General features: G+C 67.5%; 22 protein-coding genes and 1 pseudogene. 9 read left to right on the top strand and 14 right to left on the bottom strand.

Annotated elements, in window-relative coordinates; genetic code table 11:
• The first annotated feature begins 52 nt into the window (after nt 1–52).
• Nucleotides 53–940, top strand: coding sequence for a TIGR01777 family oxidoreductase (locus tag B7R22_RS09250; RefSeq protein WP_116411471.1), 888 nt, complete (start codon nt 53–55; stop codon nt 938–940).
• 15 nt (nt 941–955) lie between these two features.
• On the opposite strand, the gene B7R22_RS09255 is transcribed toward B7R22_RS09250, so the two are convergent.
• Both B7R22_RS09255 and dapB read right to left on the bottom strand, forming a co-directional pair.
• Nucleotides 956–1,408, bottom strand: coding sequence for a hypothetical protein (locus B7R22_RS09255; RefSeq protein WP_172582286.1), 453 nt, complete (start codon nt 1,406–1,408; stop codon nt 956–958).
• Complete coding sequence (dapB, locus tag B7R22_RS09260; RefSeq protein WP_116411472.1) at nt 1,405–2,238, bottom strand: 4-hydroxy-tetrahydrodipicolinate reductase; 834 nt, start codon at nt 2,236–2,238, stop codon at nt 1,405–1,407. Before dapB ends, B7R22_RS09255 begins: the two co-directional genes overlap by 4 nt.
• A 35-nt stretch (nt 2,239–2,273) precedes the next feature.
• Between dapB and B7R22_RS09265 the strand changes: the two genes are divergently transcribed.
• Entirely contained in the window at nt 2,274–2,735 is a 462-nt protein-coding gene (locus B7R22_RS09265; protein ID WP_116411473.1) for a GNAT family N-acetyltransferase, read from the top strand.
• 47 nt (nt 2,736–2,782) lie between these two features.
• Nucleotides 2,783–3,340, top strand: coding sequence for a hypothetical protein (locus B7R22_RS09270; protein ID WP_116411474.1), 558 nt, complete (start codon nt 2,783–2,785; stop codon nt 3,338–3,340).
• Here the strand turns inward: B7R22_RS09270 and B7R22_RS09275 are convergent.
• From B7R22_RS09275 to B7R22_RS09300, 6 genes are all read right to left on the bottom strand, one after another.
• Nucleotides 3,337–3,939, bottom strand: coding sequence for a histidine phosphatase family protein (locus B7R22_RS09275; RefSeq protein WP_116411475.1), 603 nt, complete (start codon nt 3,937–3,939; stop codon nt 3,337–3,339). The genes B7R22_RS09270 and B7R22_RS09275 overlap by 4 nt on opposite strands.
• Nucleotides 3,940–3,941: 2 nt before the next feature.
• The gene (locus tag B7R22_RS09280) at nt 3,942–5,303 is read right to left on the bottom strand and encodes a M16 family metallopeptidase (RefSeq protein ID WP_116411476.1); all 1,362 of its coding nucleotides are present in this window, start codon (nt 5,301–5,303) and stop codon (nt 3,942–3,944) included.
• Nucleotides 5,304–5,398: 95 nt separating this feature from the next.
• The gene (locus tag B7R22_RS09285) at nt 5,399–6,391 is read right to left on the bottom strand and encodes an NADP-dependent oxidoreductase (protein WP_116411477.1); all 993 of its coding nucleotides are present in this window, start codon (nt 6,389–6,391) and stop codon (nt 5,399–5,401) included.
• A 121-nt stretch (nt 6,392–6,512) separates the two neighbouring features.
• The gene (locus tag B7R22_RS09290; RefSeq protein WP_116411478.1) at nt 6,513–7,268 is read right to left on the bottom strand and encodes a DUF6745 domain-containing protein; all 756 of its coding nucleotides are present in this window, start codon (nt 7,266–7,268) and stop codon (nt 6,513–6,515) included.
• On the bottom strand, nt 7,265–8,104 hold the full coding sequence (locus B7R22_RS09295; protein ID WP_116411479.1) for a DUF6745 domain-containing protein: 840 nt from the start codon (nt 8,102–8,104) through the stop codon (nt 7,265–7,267). The genes B7R22_RS09290 and B7R22_RS09295 overlap by 4 nt, the downstream gene beginning before the upstream one ends.
• Nucleotides 8,105–8,237: 133 nt before the next feature.
• The gene (locus B7R22_RS09300) at nt 8,238–10,541 is read right to left on the bottom strand and encodes a polyribonucleotide nucleotidyltransferase (protein ID WP_116411480.1); all 2,304 of its coding nucleotides are present in this window, start codon (nt 10,539–10,541) and stop codon (nt 8,238–8,240) included.
• A gap of 364 nt (nt 10,542–10,905) precedes the next feature.
• Between B7R22_RS09300 and B7R22_RS09305 the strand changes: the two genes are divergently transcribed.
• Entirely contained in the window at nt 10,906–12,441 is a 1,536-nt protein-coding gene (locus B7R22_RS09305) for a GH25 family lysozyme (protein WP_116411481.1), read from the top strand.
• A 485-nt stretch (nt 12,442–12,926) separates the two neighbouring features.
• On the opposite strand, the gene B7R22_RS09315 is transcribed toward B7R22_RS09305, so the two are convergent.
• From B7R22_RS09315 to B7R22_RS09335, 4 genes are all read right to left on the bottom strand, one after another.
• Nucleotides 12,927–13,616 (bottom strand): hypothetical protein, encoded by a 690-nt coding sequence (locus B7R22_RS09315; RefSeq protein WP_116411483.1) that lies wholly within the window; start codon nt 13,614–13,616, stop codon nt 12,927–12,929.
• A gap of 78 nt (nt 13,617–13,694) precedes the next feature.
• Complete coding sequence (rpsO, locus tag B7R22_RS09320) at nt 13,695–13,964, bottom strand: 30S ribosomal protein S15 (protein WP_104243121.1); 270 nt, start codon at nt 13,962–13,964, stop codon at nt 13,695–13,697.
• Nucleotides 13,965–14,541: 577 nt separating this feature from the next.
• Nucleotides 14,542–14,931, bottom strand: a complete 390-nt coding sequence (crcB, locus tag B7R22_RS09330) for a fluoride efflux transporter CrcB (RefSeq protein ID WP_116411484.1) — start codon at nt 14,929–14,931, stop codon at nt 14,542–14,544.
• Nucleotides 14,931–15,485: a fluoride efflux transporter FluC gene (locus B7R22_RS09335; RefSeq protein WP_116411573.1), complete on the bottom strand. Its 555-nt coding sequence runs from the start codon at nt 15,483–15,485 to the stop codon at nt 14,931–14,933. Before B7R22_RS09335 ends, crcB begins: the two co-directional genes overlap by 1 nt.
• A gap of 40 nt (nt 15,486–15,525) precedes the next feature.
• Between B7R22_RS09335 and B7R22_RS09340 the strand changes: the two genes are divergently transcribed.
• Nucleotides 15,526–15,768, top strand: coding sequence for a hypothetical protein (locus B7R22_RS09340; protein ID WP_116411485.1), 243 nt, complete (start codon nt 15,526–15,528; stop codon nt 15,766–15,768).
• A 36-nt stretch (nt 15,769–15,804) separates the two neighbouring features.
• Here B7R22_RS09340 and B7R22_RS09345 read toward each other — a convergent pair whose 3' ends face one another.
• Entirely contained in the window at nt 15,805–16,254 is a 450-nt protein-coding gene (locus B7R22_RS09345; protein WP_253258979.1) for a PaaI family thioesterase, read from the bottom strand.
• A gap of 70 nt (nt 16,255–16,324) precedes the next feature.
• On the opposite strand from B7R22_RS09345, the gene B7R22_RS09350 reads away from it, so the two are divergent.
• The 4 genes and pseudogenes from B7R22_RS09350 to B7R22_RS09365 form a co-directional block, all read left to right on the top strand.
• Nucleotides 16,325–17,362: an isopenicillin N synthase family dioxygenase gene (locus B7R22_RS09350; protein ID WP_116411486.1), complete on the top strand. Its 1,038-nt coding sequence runs from the start codon at nt 16,325–16,327 to the stop codon at nt 17,360–17,362.
• Entirely contained in the window at nt 17,359–17,700 is a 342-nt protein-coding gene (locus B7R22_RS09355) for a GNAT family N-acetyltransferase (protein ID WP_116411487.1), read from the top strand. Before B7R22_RS09350 ends, B7R22_RS09355 begins: the two co-directional genes overlap by 4 nt.
• Nucleotides 17,697–19,061, top strand: coding sequence for an MFS transporter (locus B7R22_RS09360; RefSeq protein WP_116411488.1), 1,365 nt, complete (start codon nt 17,697–17,699; stop codon nt 19,059–19,061). Before B7R22_RS09355 ends, B7R22_RS09360 begins: the two co-directional genes overlap by 4 nt.
• A 31-nt stretch (nt 19,062–19,092) precedes the next feature.
• Nucleotides 19,093–19,243 (top strand): annotated as a pseudogene (locus tag B7R22_RS09365) (acyl-CoA desaturase); the annotation flags it as partial.
• Between the two features lie 15 nt (nt 19,244–19,258).
• Here the strand turns inward: B7R22_RS09365 and B7R22_RS09370 are convergent.
• Nucleotides 19,259–19,630, bottom strand: a complete 372-nt coding sequence (locus tag B7R22_RS09370) for an FKBP-type peptidyl-prolyl cis-trans isomerase (RefSeq protein WP_116411489.1) — start codon at nt 19,628–19,630, stop codon at nt 19,259–19,261.
• Nucleotides 19,631–19,635 lie beyond the last annotated feature (5 nt).

Consider the following 19,635-nt stretch of genomic DNA (forward strand, 5'->3'; position numbering starts at 1 on the left):
CTGGGCCTTTCTGAATGTAGTCTGTAGAGACCGAACCGGAAGGCCGTCACGCATGGACATCCTCATCTCCGGTGGGTCGGGGTTCATCGGCACCGAGCTCACCAGGCAGCTCCGTCAGAGCGGGCACGAGGTGGTGCGGCTCGTGCGGCACCCCACGCGAAACGCCGACGAACGCATGTGGGACCCGGATGCGGGCTGGCTGAACCCCGAGGCCGTCGAACACGCCGACGCGGTGATCAACCTCTCGGGAGCATCCATCTCCCGTCTCCCGTGGACGCTGGCGTACAAGCGCGTCATCCTCGAATCCCGAGTCAACGCCACCTCGACGCTCGCGACCGCGATCACTCGGGCCGAGAAGCCGCCGACGGTGTTCCTCAGCGGATCTGCTGTGGGGTTCTACGGCGACCGTCCCGGTGAGGTGCTGACCGAGCAGAGCCCGATCGGATCGGGTTTCCTCCCGAAGGTCGTCGATGCGTGGGAGCGTGCCTCCCAGGCCGCCTCACCGGTCACGCGCGTGGTGAACTTCCGCACGGGCGTGGTGCTGGGAGCCGGCGGGCTGACGAACACTCTCAAGCTCATCGCCCGGCTCGGCGGTGCGGGGCCGCTCGGCTCCGGAACGCAGCACTGGCCATGGATCAGCCTCCACGACGAAGCCGCTGGCATTCGCCACCTTCTCGACTCCACGCTCAGTGGGCCGGTGAATCTCGCCGCGCCGCAGCCGGCGACCGCAGCAGAGGTGATGCGGACGATCGCCGAGCAGGTGCATCGGCCGTACTGGCTGCCTGCTCCGGCGTGGGCGATCAAGGGCATACTGGCCGACGCCGGCAGGGAGCTCATCCTCAGCGACCAGAACGAGTCGTCGGACCTGATCGTCTCCGATGGTTTCGCCTTCACCGACACCGACCTCGGTGAGACGGTGGCGAAGGCGTTGGCAGGCTGAGCCGAGCGGCCGCGCCTACGCGGCGTTCGGCTGCACCTGATAGAACGCAATCGCCTGCCGGAGTGCCTTCCGCGCCCGTTTGCGGTCACCGCTCGCGTCGTAGGCGAGACCCAGCCGGAACCATGCCTTCCAGCTCTCAGGCGCGGATTCGACCTCCGCACGGTAGAGCTCGAACTCCGCGTCGGCGTCGGCGCGGTACGGACGTCCGCTCGGGCGCTTCGGGAGATCATCCACCGGCAGGTCGTCGTTGGTCCGCAGGATGCCGACGAGCTTCTGGGTGCGGAATCCGAACAGCAGCTCGCGGTAGAGCGCCCAGGCGCCCACCACGGGCAGAACCAGCAGGGCCACACCGATTCCGATGCCAGCCGGCTGGCCGGTGCCGATGAACAGCAGGGCGTGCTGGAACACCAGCGCGAGGTACATCACCAGAAGGAGCGACATCAGGAGTGCCGCGATCCGACCCTTCATGCGGTGGTCGCCCGTGCTGCCTGGCCGGAGACGCGCTCAGGCTCCGGCACCCAGCCGTCTTCGGGAGCGGCTGCGGCGCGCAGGAGACGGTTGAGGTCGAGCAGCCGGTCAAGCCCGACGACCACCCCGGTCGCCGTGGTCGCCGCGCGGAGGCCGAGCAGGATGCCCGCCTCGTACGATGTCGACGACAGGGTCTCGTGGCTGAGGGTCAGCACCTCCCCCACGCCGCCGAAGATCACGGACTGCTTTGCGACGACACCCTGCATCCGCAGGCTGTGCACGGGGACGCTCGCCACCTGCTGGCCTCTCGCCCGCTGGTCGGTGTGTGGAGCGGAGACCGGGCCGATGCCGCTTCGTGACGCGGCGATGAGTTCGGCGGTGCGCACGGCAGTGCCCGACGGCGAGTCCACCTTGGTCGCGCCGTGCGCCTCGACGATCTCGATGGAATCGAAGAACTGCGCGGCCATGGCCGCGAAGGCTGTGGCGAGAACCGACCCGAGGGAGAAGTTCGGCACGATGACGACTCCCGTGCCCGGCATGGCCGCGACACGGTGCTCGAGGGCGAGGATGCGGTCGCCCGACCAGCCAGAGGTGCCGACCAGAACGTTGATGCCGTGCGAGACGGCGAAATCGACAACAGCCTGGCTCGCGGCAGGCACCGTGACATCGAGCACGACGTCGGCCCCGATCATCCCGTCGAGCGCATCCTTCGAGCCCAGCTCGGCGACGATCTCGAACTCGGGTGCCGCGCCGGATTCGCGCGTCAGCAGCTCGTGTGCCAGACGCCCCATTTTGCCCGACGCGCCGACGATGGCCACCTTGGTACTCATGCAGCCAATCTACCAAGCGCGCGTAGACTTTCCCTGTGCACCTCGTCGAAACCCCGGTCACCGATCCGGATGCCCAGCTGCTGCTCGAGCACTACTTCGCCTCCCGTGGCGACGGCTTCCCACCCGAACTCGGCACGTACCGGGTGACGTTCCCCGACCCGACAAAGTTCCTGCCCCCGCACGGCGTCTTCGTGGTGCTGCGGGGCGAGGGTGACGTGCCGCTCGGCTGCGGCGGTATCCGGCGCCTCGACGATGCCACGTTCGAAGTCAAACATGTGTGGCTGGAACCTGCAGCGCGCGGACAGGGCTGGGCGGGCATCCTGATGCAGCACCTCGAAGACCGGGCGAAGAGCCTTGGCGCGGCAGCCGTCCTGCTCGACACGAACGCGAGCCTCCTCGGCGCGGCGAAGCTCTACGCGCGGCGCGACTACGAGAACATCCCGGCCTACAACGACAACCCGAACGCGACGAACTGGTACCGCAAAGACCTGGCCTGACATCCACTCCGTTTGCAGTCCAATGTCGAATCGAGATATTCTCGAATATGCTCGATCTCGATGACGCCCCTGTACCGAGCGGCACGACAGCCGACCTGTGGCGGTCCTACGTCACTGCCTACAGAGCCGACACACCGGCCAGGAAAACTCTGTGTCGCATTTTCACCGACGCGCTTGTCGCGGACCCGACCGCGTTGGCCCGCTTCGGCATATGGGCGCTGTCCTGCCTGTTCGACACCGACGACGACGCGTCGCTGCCGCTCGGGCAGTGGGGTGGCGGACTGGTCGATTCGCACTCGCTCCACGCCACCAAGCCGACCGTCTTCGCGCTCCTCGGATATCCCCTGACCGGGCTGGTGTTGATGCCGGTGCTGCTCGACCTCTTCCACTCACAGCCGGAGCGTTACGCTCGTTGGCTCTTTCTGTTCGTGAGCGGACCGGGTTACCGCCTACCACCGGCGGAATCCGCAATCCTCCGTGCGACAGCCGAGCCCTATAAAGGCGACTATGGATACCGGTCATTGCTGGAACTCGGCCGCGACGTCGACCCGCGAGCGCGTCGAATGCTGCAACTCCGGTACACCCAGTCCCGCGGCCGCCGCTAGTACGGCTGCTGGTCGGCGAGCCCCGTGCGAAGTTCCACGGGCAGGTGGCCGAGGTCGTTGTGGGTGACCAGCTCGGGCATCCGCCCGCTCCGGTACCGGATGATCGTGAGCCCGCAGTTCGCCTGGTTGACCCCGACCCAGCGCCAACCCGGCGCGCTCAGCGCCTCACGCACGAACCAGCCGATGACGAAGTTGTGCGTGATGAGTAGGTCGTGCGTGGTCTCCCGCGACGGCGTGAGGAACTCGGCGACAGCGTCGGACATCTGCGCCCGTCCTGCGTCGACCTCCTCCTCGGTCACCGAGTTGAAGAACGGTTCGAAGGCCTTCGGCATCTCGGGTGAGTACTCGGTGGGCACACAGTCGAACAGCAGGGGCGTGGGTTTCGGGTCGAGCGCCGGAAGCTGCCGTGCCATGATGGCGGCCGTCTCCTCCGCCCGCTGCAGGGGCGAGTGCCAGACGTTCCGAAAGGGCACCCCGCCGAGGCGGTCGGCCAGCAGGCGCGCCTGTCGCTCACCGCGTGGCGAGAGCGGACCGTCGGCGACGCCGTACTCGGCATCGACCTGCTCGCCGTGCCGCACCAGATACAGCACATGGCCCATTGTCATGGTTGCACCACCCCATCGAATGCGCTCGCCTCGAGAGCACCGACCGCGGCGACCGACAATGGCCGCGAACGGAGCTCGACCGCGAGCTGCTGCACGTCATCCACCGTCACCGCTTGGAGCCGCCGGAGGCCCTCGTCGAGGTCGGCGAACTCACCCGTCGTGATCTCCGAGCGGCCGAGGCGTGACATGCGCGTGTCGCTGTCTTCGAGCGAGAGGGCCGCCGAGCCCGAGAGCTGGCCCTTGGCGCGGGCCAGTTCATCGGCCGTGATGCCGCCGGCTGCGAGCTTTCCGAACTCCTCGAGCAGCAGTTCGCTCACCTGGGCCGCGTTCTTCGGCGAGCATCCGGCGTACATGCCGAACAGCCCTGCGTCCGAGTAGCCGGCAGCGTAGGAATAGACCGAGTAGGCGAGGCCGCGTCTCTCCCGCACCTCCTGGAAGAGCCGAGACGACATGCCGCCGCCGAAGACGGCGTTCAGCACGCTCAGGGTCGAGCGCCGGTCATCCGTCGCCACCAGGCCCGGGTAGCCGAGCATGACGACAGCCTGCTCGTTGGGCCGGGTGGTGATCGAGAGCGCCGAGCCGCGGGTGAGCACGACAGAGTCGCCGGTGCGTCGCTCGACAGGGCGCGCGGAGCCGGCGAGATCCCAGCCGCCAGCGGCGACGGCCCGCTGCACGCGGGCGACGAGCTCATCGTGGTCGACCGCGCCCGCAACCGTCACGACCAGGTCGTTCGGACGGTAATTCGCGAGGTAGTGCTCCCACACGGCGTCACGGGTGACCGCACGGATGGTGTCGCCCGTTCCGCCGATCGGCCGGCCGAGCGGATGATCGCCCAGCACGGCTTCGAACAGGCGCTCCCCCACGACCTCGTTGGGGTCGTCATCCGCCATCGCGAGCTCTTCGAGGATGACCCCGCGCTCGTTCTCGAACTCGGTGGCGTCGAGCACCGATGACGTGAACATGTCGGCGAGCACGTCGACGGCCATTGGGAGGTCCCGATCCTGAACCTTCGCGTAGTAGCAGGTGTACTCCTTGCCGGTGAGGGCGTTGTGCTCACCGCCGACCTGGTCGAACGAGACGGCGATGTCGAGCGCCGTTCGCGACGGGGTGCCCTTGAAGAGCAGGTGCTCGAGGAAGTGGGTCGAGCCGAAGCGCGACGGGACGGCCACGACGGCGCCGAGCTCGTCGCGGGATCCGACTGCCACCCAGAAGCCGATCGTGGCGCTCCGGGCACCGGGAACACGTTCGCTCAGGATCCGGATGCCGCTCGGCAGCACGGAACGCCTCACAAGGGCGTCACCGGAAGCGGTGAGGGACAACTCGGGCAGGTCGAGGGGAAGAGCAACAGCACCGTTCATCGGAGACAACACTAGTCTATGCCACCCCTGAAGATCGGGAGGATGTGCCGCAGACGAGCGCCGGGTGGCCGAGCGCGGGTCGTCACGTACGGACGTCAGTCGCGGGCATCCGAGACGTCACGGGCCTTCATGACGCTCAGGCTGTGAGCCGGCTTCATTCCCAGCACGATCTTTCCCCGGGCGTGGCGCTTCTCGAGGTCGTCAAATGCCTCACGGACGAAACCGAAGGGGTAGTAGCCCGAGATCAGCACCGACACCTGCCTGTCGGCGGCGAGCTGGGCGAGTTTCGTGAGCACATCGGTGTTGTGCTTCTCGGTCGCCTCGTCGGGGCAGATCGTCTCGAGTTCCAGATCGCGGCGGTGCTCAGAGGAGCTGAAGCGTTTCGCGTCAACACCGAGCTCTTCGGCGAGGGCCGCCCCGTTCTGGCCGAAGTTGTCGATGTAGGCGTCGACGCCGTCGGGTGCCAGCTTCTCGATGCGCTCGATCATCCCGTCGCCATAGACGACCGGCTTGATGCCGAGCTGGCGCAGGTAGTCGAAGTTCCGTTCGCCGCAGGTGCCGATGACGGTCGCGCCCCGGAGCTTCGCGAGCTGGATCTCGATGCTGCCCACTCCCCCGGCCGCCGCCGAGACCACGACGGTGTCGCCTTGGCCGACACGCACCTGGTCGACGAGATCGTGGGCGGCGAGACCGGCGAGGAAGAGCGACCCGGCGACCTCCCACGGAAGCTGCTTCGGCTTCGCGACGAGGCTCGTCGCCTTCACGACGATGTGGTAGGCGTGCGACGACATCCGGGCGTGTCCGAGCACCTCCGCGTTGCGCTTGAACTGGGTCACCCCGTTGCCCACGGCGATGACGATCCCGGCGAAGTCGCTGCCCTGGGTCTGGTGGTTCGACGTTTCGATCCGGTCGGCGAACTGCCCCTGGCGAATGTAGGCCTCGATGTGGTTGATGCCCGCGGCGAGCACTTCGACGAGCACCTCGCCGGGACCGGGCTCCGGCATCCGCACATCGACGAACTCGAGCACCTCCACTCCCCCGAACTCGGCGAACTGGACAGACTTGGTGGACAGCGCAGTGCGAGTCATGGTGTGCCTTCTCTCTGTTGCGATCATCCGCCCGTGCGGGCCTTCGCGGCAAGAGGTCTGCGGATGCTCGCCCCGCCCGTTCCCGCGTGGTATGCGTTTCACGGCCTGCGAGTCGCGGGCGTCACCGCGGTCGAGCGGGCGGGGCCTGCCAGGAACCGTGTTCGGCCCAGATCGCCCAGCCGTCCATCCATCGCATCGCCGGACCGGTGAGGCAGTGTGGGCGTCCCTCCTCATCGAGCTCCAATGCCGTGGGACGCTCGCTGATCACGACGAGGCCGCGGCGGAGCCACGCCCAGTACGAGTGCCAGCCGAGTTCGCGAAAAGGGTTCCACTCGCCCATGTCCGCACCCAGCGAGTCGAGCCCCTCGGCTAGACAGGAGTAGCCGAGGAGAGTGTTCGCTTCGAAGTCGTTGAACCAGGCATCCGCAGCATCGGTGTCGTGCTCGAGTTGGCGGATGACGCACTGGTAGTGCGAATCCCGATCTGCCCCCATGAATGCCCACGCGACCTCTTCGGCGTCGGCAACCCCGACGGTTCGCCGCGCCGACTCGAAGAGGCGCCGCCAGAGCTGCTGATGATCGGGGATCTGGGGCTCAGAGGGCAGGGGCGACGGTGCCCCGCTGGGAAGAGTGGCCACCGTGCTCGCCAGCGCTTCGACGATCTGCCGATCGACCTCTTCGGGCACGTCCCGGAGCGTGCGAACCGCTGCAAGAGGGGACGGCGCCAGAACGACGTGCACCGGCAGCGAGACACCCAGCGACGCGTAGCACCGGGCGACCGCTGCTCGCATCCGTATTGCATCGATCGGCGCGGTGGAGTCGGCTGCAGCACGCCAGCGATGGAGAAGCGCCTCGGGGTCGTTCGCCTGCGCGCTCATGCGGGATCCGTCCGGGATCCGTGCACGGCATGCACCTGCCAGCCGTCGGCCCACGCAATCGCAGCACCGGTCAGACAGTGCGGGCGCCCCTGCTCGTCGAGGTTCAGCACGGTCGGCCTGTCGCTCATCACGACGTATCCCCGGCGCAGCCAGCTCCAGAACGAGTGCCGACCGAGTTCGACGAAAGGGCGCCAGCGGGACAGGTCGGCCCCGGTGAGAAGCTCCAGTGCTTGGGCGATGTGGGAGTCGACCAGAAAATCTCTCTCGTACGGTTCGTAGCGCGTCTCGGCCCCGTCGACGTCAGCGTCGAGCTGTTCGACAACACACTGGTTGGAACTCCGGGCATCTGCGAGAAACGCCCAGCCGACCAGCGCGGCGATCCCTCCCGAGCCCGTCTCGTGCGCCGGCCCCAGCAGCTGCTCCCACAGTCCGGAGTGCACCTGCCACCGTCGTTCGAGCGGAAGCGGGGTCGCCTGGTCGACCCCTTGTGTCAGCAGCTGGCCGATCACGTCCTCGGCCAGTCCGGGGGAAAGGTGCTCAAACCGACGAACGAGACACGGGTCGAGAGAGTCGACCGAGTCGAACCGATCGCTCGCCAGCCTCAACCGGACGGCTGCAGCGACGACATCCTGGACCAGCGCGAGTGCTCGCGCCGAAGCGAGAGGCGAGGCAGCCCAGACAATGTAGCGCGGCGGAGCGATCGCCAACTCTCGGTAACAGGCGAGAATCGCAGCCTCGGCTCGCAACCGATCAATCGGCTGCGTCGAATCGGCGTCGTGCCGCCACTCGTCGAGGAGGCTGCGTTCCTCTTCGCGACGATAATTGCTGCTCTCCATGATTCGAGGATACCTCAGGAACGACGGATGCCCGCCAGGACCGCTCGGCGTGAGCAGGTTCTGACGGGCATCCGGTACCGGCTGCGAGAACAGCGGGCGGGCGACGTGAGCCGGCCGGGTGGAACGGGTGTGGCTAGCCTTCGGCGGGAGCCGAGGGGCCCTCGCTGTGGGCGGCGGAACCCTCTGTGTCGGCGGCGACGGCCACGAGGTTGTCCTCGAGCGCGGCCTCGTCGATCACCGGGGCGAGCGACAGCTTTCCGCGGTCGTCGATCTTGGTGATCTCGACCTGGATCTTCTGGCCGACGCCGAGCACGTCTTCGACGTTCTCGACACGCTTGCCACCGGCGAGCTTGCGGACCTCGCTGATGTGCAGCAGGCCGTCCTTGCCGGGCATCAGCGAGACGAACGCACCGAACGTTGCGATCTTCACGACGGTTCCGAGGAACCGCTCGCCGACCTCGGGGTTGAGGGGGTTCGCGATGGCGTTGACCGCCGCGCGTGCCGCCTCAGCCGACGGGCCGTCGACCGCGCCGATGTAGACGGTGCCGTCATCCTCGATCGAGATGTCGGCTCCGGTATCGTCCTGGATCTGGTTGATCGTCTTGCCCTTCGGGCCGATCAGCTCACCGATCTTGTCGACCGGGATCTGCACCGAGATCACACGGGGCGCGGTCGGGGCCATCTCGTCGGGCGTCGAGATCGCAGCGTTCAGCACCTCGAGGATCGCGGTGCGGGCGGCCTTGGCCTGGCCGAGCGCGCCGTCGAGCACCGACGTGGGAATGCCGTCGAGCTTCGTGTCGAGCTGGATGGCCGTGATGAACTCAGCTGTGCCGGCGACCTTGAAGTCCATGTCGCCGAGCGCGTCTTCGGCGCCGAGGATGTCGGTGAGAGCCGCATAGCGCGTCTCGCCGTCGACCTCGTCGGAGACGAGACCCATGGCGATACCGGCGACGGGTGCGCGAAGCGGCACACCGGCGTTCAGCAGCGACAGAGTGGAGGCGCAGACGGAACCCATCGACGTCGAACCGTTGGAACCGAGAGCCTCGGAGACCTGGCGGATGGCGTAGGGGAACTCTTCACGCGACGGCAGCACCGGCACGAGGGCGCGCTCGGCGAGGTAGCCGTGCCCGATCTCGCGACGCTTCGGGGTGCCCACGCGGCCGGTCTCACCGGTCGAGTAGGGCGGGAAGTTGTAGTGGTGCATGTAGCGCTTCTTGGTGACGGGGCTCAGCGAGTCGATCTGCTGCTCCATCTTCAACATGTTCAGCGTGGTGACACCCAGGATCTGGGTCTCGCCGCGCTGGAAGATCGCCGAACCGTGCACGCGGGGGATGACCTCGACCTCGGCGTCCAGCGGACGGATGTCGCTGAGGCCACGGCCGTCGATGCGGATGCCGTCGCGGAGGATACGGCCGCGGACGACCACCTTCGTGACAGCCTTGTAGGCTGCCGAGAACTCGGCGAGAACGGTTGTCGCAACCGAGCCCGCTTCGACCTGCTCGGAGAGGGTCGACTTGACGCGGGCCTTGAGTGCGTCATCCGCATCCTGGCGCTCGATCTTGTCGGCGATCTGGTAGATCTTCACGAGTTCGTCGTAGGCGAGGCCCGCAACGGTGTCGTAGGACTCCTTCGAGTACGGCAGGAACACCGGGTACTCGACGATGGCCTTGGCGCTCTGCGAGGCCATGGCGGCCTGGGCTGCGACAAGTTGCTTGATGAAGGGCTTCGACGCCTCGAGGCCCTGGCTGACGACAGCCTCATCGGGCTTCGTGGCACCGGCCTGGATGAGGCCCCACGCGTGCTCGGTGGCTTCGGCCTCGACCATCATGATCGCGACGTCTTCGTTGCCGTTCTTGTCGGTCACGACACGGCCGGCCACGACGATGTCGAAGACGGCGTCGGCGAGCTGGGCGTAGGTCGGGAAGGCGACCCACTGCGTGCCGATGAGCGCGAGGCGCACCGCACCGATCGGGCCCGAGAACGGAACGCCCGAGATCTGGCTCGACGCGGATGCCGCGTTGATGGCCAGTGCGTCGTAGAACTCGCCCGGGGCGATCGACAGCACGGTGATGACGACCTGCACCTCGTTGCGGAGACCAGTGACGAACGACGGGCGAAGGGGCCGGTCGATGAGGCGGCAGACCAGGATGGCCTCGGTCGAGGGGCGGCCCTCACGACGGAAGAACGAGCCGGGGATCTTGCCGGCGGCGTACGAACGCTCTTCGACGTCGATGGTGAGCGGGAAGAAGTCGAAGTTGTCCTTCGGGTGCTTCGAGACGCTCGTGGCGCTCAGCAGCATGGTTTCCTCGTCGAGGTACGCAGCAACGGCACCCTGTGCCTGCTGCGCGAGACGACCCGTTTCGAAACGGATCGTGCGGGTGCCGAACGAACCGTTGTCGAGCACGGCTTCGGCGAATTTAATTTCTGGACCCTCCATATGGGGGTTCTCTCCTTTGACTCATTAGTAGTGCACTGCGTTCCGCGCCATACCGGCGCTCTGAACGTCGTCATCCCGTATGGACGACGATCCTCCTCGGAGCAGGGCATGCCTCGGCATGCCTCAGGAGCGATTGACGACTGGCCAACAGTAGAAATACACCGAGCGGTCGGCTCCACCCTCGGGATACCACCACCGGTGACCAGTTGCGTACCTGTCTGCTCCGTTTGTAGCGCTTCCAGTCTACTCCCGGGGCCCGAATGCGCCTAGCGGCGCGCCCGCGCGACCAACCTTCCCCGAATGGGGGTCATTCGTGATGGACTGTCGAAATCAATGTCGATGACCTATATAGTGAGATTTCATCATGAAAATCCGAACCTCCGCCTGTGCCGCCCTGACTGCGCTCCTGCTCGCAGCCGGTCTTCTCTCGGCAGCCCCGACGGCCGCAGCGCAGTCGGGCCAGGATGCGGGCCCGACGCTCGAGCAGCAGAATGCTGCGCACGACCATGTGATGGGCGCGACGCTCGTCGCGGAGGAGCCGGGCAGCCCGTCGCTCGGGCCGCAGGTCGCGACGGAGGCACGGACGGCGGCGTCGGCAACGGGCACGCACGTGCTCGGAATGGATGTGAGCGGCTGGCAGGAGAGCGTCGACTGGGGCACCGCGTGGTCGAACGGCGCACGATTCGTCTACATCAAGACCACGGAGAGCGACGACTACGCATCGAGTCACTTCGCGGGCCAGTGGTCGGGAGCGACCGACGTCGGCATGGTGCGCGGTGCCTATCACTTCGCGAACCCCTTCGAGTCGACCGGTGCCGTACAGGCCAACTGGTTCGTCGACCACGGCGGCCGGTGGAGCCCAGACGGGCGCACGCTGCCGCCGCTGCTCGACATCGAGTACGACCCCTATACCGGGACCGACCACACGAACAGCTGCTACGGGCTGAGCCCGGCTGTCATGGTGGCGTGGATCCGGGAGTTCTCGAACACGGTGCTCGCGCGCACGGGCGTGCGGCCCGCGATCTACACCACGACGAACTGGTGGAAGCTCTGCACCGGCAACTCGTCATCGTTCGGTGCGAATCCGCTGTTCATCGCGCGCTGGCCCGAGAACATCTCTGACGGTGCCGGCACCCTGCCCGCCGGCTGGTCGGACTACTCGATCTGGCAGTACGCCAGCACCGGCACCTTCCCCGGCGACCAGGACCTGTTCAACGGCGACTACTCCCAGCTGCACCTGTTCGTCTCGAACGGCCAGACCCCCACCGGCGGGCCGTCCCTCGACGCCAACTACATCTCCGCGCTCTACCAGGACTACCTCGATCGGTTCCCGAGCGCGGCGAACATCAATTTCTGGGAGGGTTTCCTCGCCACGGGCTCCCCCCGGTCCACTATCGCCGCCAGCTTCGTCGACAGCGACGAGTACCGCCTGAAGCGGATCGACGCCGCCTATCATGACATCCTCGGCCGCACGGCAGAAGTGAGCGGCCGACAGAACTGGCTGCGGGCGATGCAGGCCGGGGTCATCACGACCGATGACATCGAGACGTCGTTCTATGCCTCAGACGAGTACTACCAGCGGCACGGCGGCACCGACACGAGTTTCGCCAAGGCGCTGTACAACACCCTGCTCGAGCGCGATGGCGGGGCATCGGAGTACGCCTTCTGGGCAGGCCTCACTCGCCAGCAGGGCCGGGCGTGGGTCACGGCGCAGTTCTGGGACTCGACCGAGACCATCAGCAAGCGGGTGGCAGCGATGTACAACCGTTACCTGGGTCGCCAGCCCGATCCGAGCGGCCTCAGCACCTGGGTCGCACTCGACCTGCAGCTCGGCGACTCCGGAGTGCGCGCAGGGCTGACGAGCAGCGGCGAGTACTTCGCCAGGTCGCAGGCGCGCTGACGCGCGCGGGCTTGCGGGGTCGGGCGCGCTGCCTTGCGGCGCCGGGCGCGCCGGCTGGCTGAGCCGGGCCGGCTGGCTGAGCCGGGCCGGCTGGCTGGCTGGCCGAGCCGGCTGGCTGGCTGGCCGGGTCGGGCCGGCCGGCAGAGGAGAGCACTCACAGAACGGGCGGCTCTCGCCACATCCGTCGCCCTCTGCTCCGGGGATCACGCTGAGGCCGCCGATTCGACGTTTCGCAGGGCCCGGCCTGACTCGGCCGTGGGCCTGCCTCGCCACCGCCGGGCCGCGGTCCGGCCGCGCCGTCGCGGCGCCGCGCGACCTGCGGGCCGCGCGGCGCCCGGAGCAATTGCTCCGGCCGGACGAGCCCGCCTCCCCCGTGCACAATTCAGGACACATGCGGCGTCAGGCACCAGTGGTCCATGGCCCCGCAAATAGCCTGAATTGATGCTCGTCTCCTGAACCGAGGACGGGACGCCGCGCAGGCAGATCTAGCCTTCGGGGGCCTCGGAGACATCGATGCTCTCGTCCGACTCGGGCACGGTACTGAGGGCAGGGCCGAGCCGCACGTCGAGCCGGTAGTTCTTTCTGCGGGGCTCGAGAGGCATGTCGCGGGTGCTGAACGGTGAGACGCGGAGGGCGACGGGAACCTCGCGGATCGTGAGCGCCACGGTTCGGTACACCCCGCGGGCCGCCAGGGGTCGGAGAGCAGCGTCGATCTTCTGGTCGATCTCCTTCGGCAGGTAGCCGACCCGGTACACCTTGCCGCCGGCGAGGGCGTCGACGGACACCCGGATGTCGCGCCCGAGCCAGGCCGTCGCGCCCGGAACCAGAACCGCGGTGACCTCGGTGCCGGCACGGGCGACGGTCGCCTCGACGCTGGCCTTGTGACGGTGACCGTCGACCACGGGGAACGTCTGCGTTGCTGGCAGAGGAACCAGCCTCAGCTGGTCGGTGAGCACGAACGATCCTTCGCCGTCGCGACGGAGCGACCGCACGAACACCGGGAGCACCAACAGCACAGCTGCGGCCACCGCAGCGAGAAGGAGGACGGTCAAGGCGAGGGGGCTGACGACGGGGAGATCGAGCCGCTGGAAAAGCGCCGCCACGAGCGAGAGCGTGAGAACGAGAGCCGCGAGGAAGGGATCCCAACGCCAGAGGGGAAGTCGTCTACGTTTCATAGGAGGTATGGAAATGGGCCGCTCCTCCCGCAGGAAGAACGGCCCATCCGCCAAGAACCGGTCTGAATCAGACGCAATCTATCGGCGAAGGCCCAGACGCGCGATCAGCGAGCGGTAACGCTCGATGTCGACGCTCTGCAGGTAGCCGAGGAGTCGGCGACGCTGACCGACCAGCAGCAACAGGCCACGACGTGAGTGGTGGTCGTGCTTATGAAACTTGAGGTGCTCCGTGAGATCGAGGATGCGAGTGGTCAGCATAGCGACCTGCACCTCGGGAGAACCGGTGTCACCTGGGTGGGTGGCGTACTCGTCGATGATGGCTTTCTTGGCATCTGGCGTAAGTGGCATAGATGACCCCTTTTCTCTCATTGCGCGGCGCCCATCACAGAAGGTGTGGGCTCTCTTGATCCGCGGCCGTTCGACGGCAACCTTGCGAGTTTAGCACCGATACGCCCGGGCAGCGAGCCCGGTTCTCCTACCCGAGCCTGAGGGCCTGGCGCGGGAAGAGGGCGACGCATCCCGGGCTGCGGCGAGGGATGCGCGCGGCGCGGGTACGTCCGACCGCTCTGAGGCCACCGGCGTCCGCGCCACAGGATAGCCCCACTCGTCAGGCGCCAGCGACTCCGGCAGCAGCTCCGCGCAGAGACCTCGCCCGTCGCAGAGCGTCCAGTCGATGTGCAGCGACGCGGCTGCTGCAGAGCCACGCGTTCCGCCGGCCTGCGCGGCACCGAGATTACGCGATGCTATGCCGCACCTCGCACTCCCCCGCGAGATGAGAACGCACATCGCGCTCAGACGACCCCCGAGCATGGCGGCTCCTGTTCCTCCGGCAGAGCGTTCCCGCGGCACCGAGCGCCTGCGGGGCGTCATCACCGGTTGTGGCGACAAACATTGCCGCCGCGGCAGCGTGTGGTGCTGGAGGATCCTATGAACCGGCGATGAGGGTTCCGAGCCAGAATCCGGCAGCGGCCAGCAGAACGGAGACCACGAGCATCCCGACTCCGTTGGAGAGGGCTGCCCCGTACCGACCGGCCTGCAGAAGCCGGACTGTCTCGAAACTCGCTGTGCTGAACGTCGTGTAACCGCCGAGCAGCCCCGTTCCGAGCATCAGACGCCAGTCGTTCGACAGAACCTGGCCGAGTGCCAACGACGTCACGAAGCCGAGCAGCAGCGCTCCACTGAGGTTGATGAAGGTCGTACCGTAGGGGTATCGCGAGCCGAGGCGCGCACGGATCACCCCATCGGCGACGAAGCGACCGATCGCCCCGAGGCCACCGAAGACAGCCACCAGGAGCGTGAGGAGAAGAGCCGCCATCAGCGGTCTTCCCGTGCACTGCCGGACCCTGTGACGCGGCGATCCGCCCGCCGGTTCGCCCGGACGCCGACAGCGATTCCGAGGATGCTCGCCACCGCGCCGGCCACGAGGGTGCCGACGGCGTACAGCAGGGCGAGGCCGACGCTGCCTTCGTGGAGGAGCGTGAGGGTGTCGACGGAGAGTGCGCTGTAGGTGGTGAAGCCACCGAGAGCACCGGTTCCGAGCAACAGGCGGAGCACCCGGCGGCGGCCCCGGTCCTCGCCCCGGCGAACAAGATTCTCGAGCAGCAGTCCGAGCAGGAAGGCGCCGACCGCGTTGATCATCACCGTGATGACCGGCACACCGCCCACCGGTTCGACCATCTGTTGCAGCGTGTAGCGCGCGAGTGTTCCGGCGGCACCGCCCACACCGACGATCAGAAGGAAGATCGGGCGGAGGTGAACCGGACGCGAGCTCGCCACAGCTTCGAGCGACCCGGTCTCGATGTCGTCGACCTCGACATCGCTGTCGTAGGGGAGCTCGTAATCGCCGGGCGCCGGGTCGCTGTCACTCATCGTCACCAGCCTACGATCTCCGACGCCCTAAACTCGGGCCATGAGCAACTACGAATTCGGCGGACGCAGCGATATCGAGAAGTCCCTCGACATGCTGATCAACCTCGACAACGCGCAGTCGAACGCCCTGGCCGTTCTCGAGATCGACTCGGAGATCGAGCGTCTGCAGCGCGAGCTCGACAAGTACGACGTCGACCCGAACCACGTTCCCGACGCCGACTTCATCGAGATCCTCAGCGGCTACGTCGAGCGCGCCGACGACTGGAACGCGTCGAAGCAGTAGCCCGGCATCCGGTCCGCCGCCCGTCAGCGCCGCCCTTCAGCGCTGGATGACCAGCAGCGTCGACGTCGCCGTCGCGAGCAGGCGCCCCTGGGCATCCGTCAGCGTCGCCTCGGTGAATGCGGCCCGGCCACCCATCTTGATCACCCGGCCTGTTGCGCGCACCTCACCCGTGTCGACCGTCATGCCGCGGAGGTACGACACCTTCAATTCGAGCGTGGTGTACGCCTGGTCGGCTCTCAGCAGGGAGTGCACGGCGCAGCCGCACGCCGAGTCGAGCAGCGCGGCCGCGTATCCGCCGTGCACGGAACCGATCGGATTGTAGACATCGGCGGTCGGGGTGCCCGTGAAGACGGCCGTGCCCTCGCCGACCTCGACCAGGTCGAAGTTCATCGTGCGGCCGATGTTGGGCTGCGTACCGGCGTCGATGAGGGCCTTCAGCTGCTCGATCCCGGTCAGGCCGGGTGCCACGTCATCAGCGAGCGTCACGATTGCTCTCGAAGCGTCATATTTGTCTCCGCGGGGATGGGGGTCGGTCCCCCGACGTTATCGTTGATTCATGGCAATCACCACGTCCCTCGCGGCTGGCAGCGACCTCCGCCTGCCCGTTCTGGATCTCTCCCGGCTCGACCGGGGCGACGCCGAAGCCGAGGCATTCCGCTCCGAACTCCGTCAGGCGACCCACGAATTCGGCTTCTTCTACCTCACTGGCCACGGGGTGCCGCAGCCCCTCATCGACAGGGTGATCGGCGCCGCCCGGGCGTTCTTCGCGCTTCCCGAGGCTGACAAGCTGGCGATCGAGAACCTGCAGAGCGCGCAGTTCCGCGGCTACACCCGCGTCGGCGGCGAACTGACACAGGGAAAGGTGGATTGGCGCGAGCAGATCGACATCGGCGCAGAACGCGAGCCCGTGGACCGCGGCGACGGTGTCGCCGACTACTGGCGCCTGGAGGGCCCGAACCAGTGGCCGGCCGCCCTGCCCGAGCTCCGCGAGGTGATGAGCGAGTGGCGCGAGGCCCTCTCCGAGGTGGCCCTCACCCTGATGCGCGCGTGGGCGGTCTCGCTCGGATCCCCCGCCGATGTCTTCGACGAGGCCTTCGCCGAGAAGCCCTTCCCCCTGATCAAGATCGTGCGCTACCCCGGCAAGAGCGACCCCGAACCCAAGCAGGGAGTGGGGGCGCACAAGGATTCCGGCGTGCTCACCCTGCTCTTCGTCGAAGACGGCAAGGGGGGCCTTCAGGTGGAGAAGGACGGCGAATGGATCGACGCTCCCCCGCTGCCCGGAACGTTCGTCGTCAACATCGGCGAGTTGCTCGAAGTCGCGACCGACGGCTACCTGAAGGCCACCGTGCACCGGGTCATCTCACCCCGCATCGGCGACGACCGCATCTCGATCCCGTTCTTCTACAGCCCCGCGCTGGATGCGAAGGTGCCTGCTCTCACGCTCCCGCCCGAACTGGCGCGGGATGCCGCGGGGGTGACGCTCGACCCCCAGAACCCGATCTACAACACCTACGGCGAGAACGCCCTGAAGTCGAGGCTCCGCGCGCATCCGGATGTCGCGGCGATCCACCACCCCGACCTGGGGAAGTCATGACCCAGCCCACGGGAGACACGCAGCCCACCGGAGAGACCGTGGACGTGCGTGACAACCCCGGCGCACAGCGCTACGAAGCGTGGTTCCGGGGACAGATCGCCGGCATCGCGTACTACCAGCTGCAGGCCGGGCAGCTGACGTTCACCCATACCGAGGTGCAGCCCGGGTTCGAGGGGCACGGCATCGGCGGCGCCCTGGCGAACGGCGCGCTCACAGCGGCACGCGCATCCGGAGCGCCCGTCGTTCCGCTCTGCCCGTTCATCGCCGGCTACATCCGCACACACTCTGAGTTCCTGGATCTCGTCCCGGGCCCGGTGCAGAAGCGCCTCGACCTGTGAGCGAGGCCCCGGGGAAACCCGCAGCCTCGCCCTCACCGGTAGCCTCGCCGACGCCCTCGCCACCCACCCGCAGCCGGTTCGTCGACCTCACCCCTCTGAAGCGGAGCCCCGCCTTCGCTCGTCTCTGGGGAGGCGCCGCCATCTCGGGGATCGGCGGCCAGATGACCATCGTCGCGGTGGGCCTGCACATCTACGACCTCACCCATTCGACGTTCGCCGTGTCGCTGGTGGGCATTATCGCGCTGCTGCCGATGATCGTCTTCGGGCTCTACGGCGGCATCCTCGCCGATTCGTTCGACCGTCGACTGGTCGCGCTGGTCGCGGGTGTCGTCGCCTGGGCTTCGACCGCCGTGCTGGCGTCCCTCGCGTGGTTGCGGGTCGATGTGGTCTGGCCGTTCTACCTGCTCGCGACGGTCATCGCGGTCGCCGCCGTCGTGATCGGCTCCACCCGCCAGTCGATCGTGCCACGCCTCCTGCCGAAGGAACTGCTGCCGGCTGCATCGGCGCTGAACGGCATCAGCGTCGGCGCCCAGATCACCATCGGCCCCGCCCTGGCCGGCGTGCTGGTGGCGACGGTCGGATTCCAGTGGACCTACACCGTCGATGTCGTGCTGTTCGTGGCCGCCTTCTCGGGCATCGTCTCGCTGCCGAAGATCGTGCCGGAGGGCGCCCTGAAGCGGCCCGGGTTCGCGTCGCTCGTCGACGGCATGCGCTTCCTGAAGAGCGCGCCGAACGTACGCATGACGTTCATCCTCGACATCATCGCCATGACCTTCGGCCAGCCCCGCGTGCTGTTCCCGGCGGTGGGCGCCGTGCTGCTCGGCGGCGGGGCGATCACCGTGGGTATTCTCACCGCCGCCGCGGCGATCGGGGCGCTCTTCAGCAGCATCCTCTCCGGTCGCCTCGGGCACGTTCGCTGGCAGGGCCGCGCGGTCGGCAGCGCCATCACGGTGTACGGACTGTTCATCGCCGGGTTCGGGCTGGTGCTGCTGGTGTCGTCGGGCTCGGGCCTGCACGGCATCACCGAGTCGATCACCGATTCGAACATCCCGGCGCTCATCATCGCCGCCGTGATGCTCGCCGGATCGGGAGCGGCCGACAACGTGAGCTCGATCTTCCGCAACACGATCCTCCAGGCGGCCGTGCCCGACGGGATGCGCGGGCGCATCCAGGGCGTCTTCATGGTGGTCGTGACCGGCGGACCACGCCTCGGCGACGCCTACATCGGCATCCTGTCGGCGTTCGCCTTCCTCTGGGTCCCCCCGCTGATGGGCGGCGTGTTCATCGTCGTGCTGGTGCTGGCGATCGTGCGGGGCAACAAGCGGTTCCGCCACTACGACGCGCTGGCGCCGACCCCCTGAGCCGCCGACCCCCTGAGCCCCCGACCCCCTGATCGTGCGGGACTGCTGCGAGACCAACGACATCCTCTACACGGAGACGTCGCTCACCGAGTCGTACGGCATCGTGGTGCGCTACCTGAACGAAGTGGGGCTCGCCGCCCCGGGATCCTTTCGACTGCCCGATGGCGGCGAGCCTCCGCTGAGGGTGTGAAGGGTGCCTAGCTGACACCCTTGAGGTCGATGACGAAGATGAGGGTCCGCCCGGAGAGCGCGTGCCCGCCGCCCGCAGCACCGTAGGCCAGCGCCGGCGGAACGGTGAGCTTGCGGCGACCGCCGACCTTCATGCCGGGGATGCCCTGCTGCCATCCGGCGATCAGCTGGCGGAGCGGGAAGTTGATCGAGGTACCACGGCTCCACGACGAGTCGAACTCGTCGCCGGATTCGTAGTCGACGCCCAGGTAGTGCACGTCGACGGTCGAACCGGCGGTGGCTTCGGGGCCGTCGCCTTCGACGATGTCGAGGATTTCGAGACCCTCGGGGGCGGGGCCTTCGGGGGCGTCGAGTTCTGGCTTGGTGTTGAGATCTGTCATAGCTC

It is taken from the genome of Subtercola boreus (genome assembly GCF_003399635.1).
GTDB lineage: Bacteria > Actinomycetota > Actinomycetes > Actinomycetales > Microbacteriaceae > Subtercola > Subtercola boreus_B.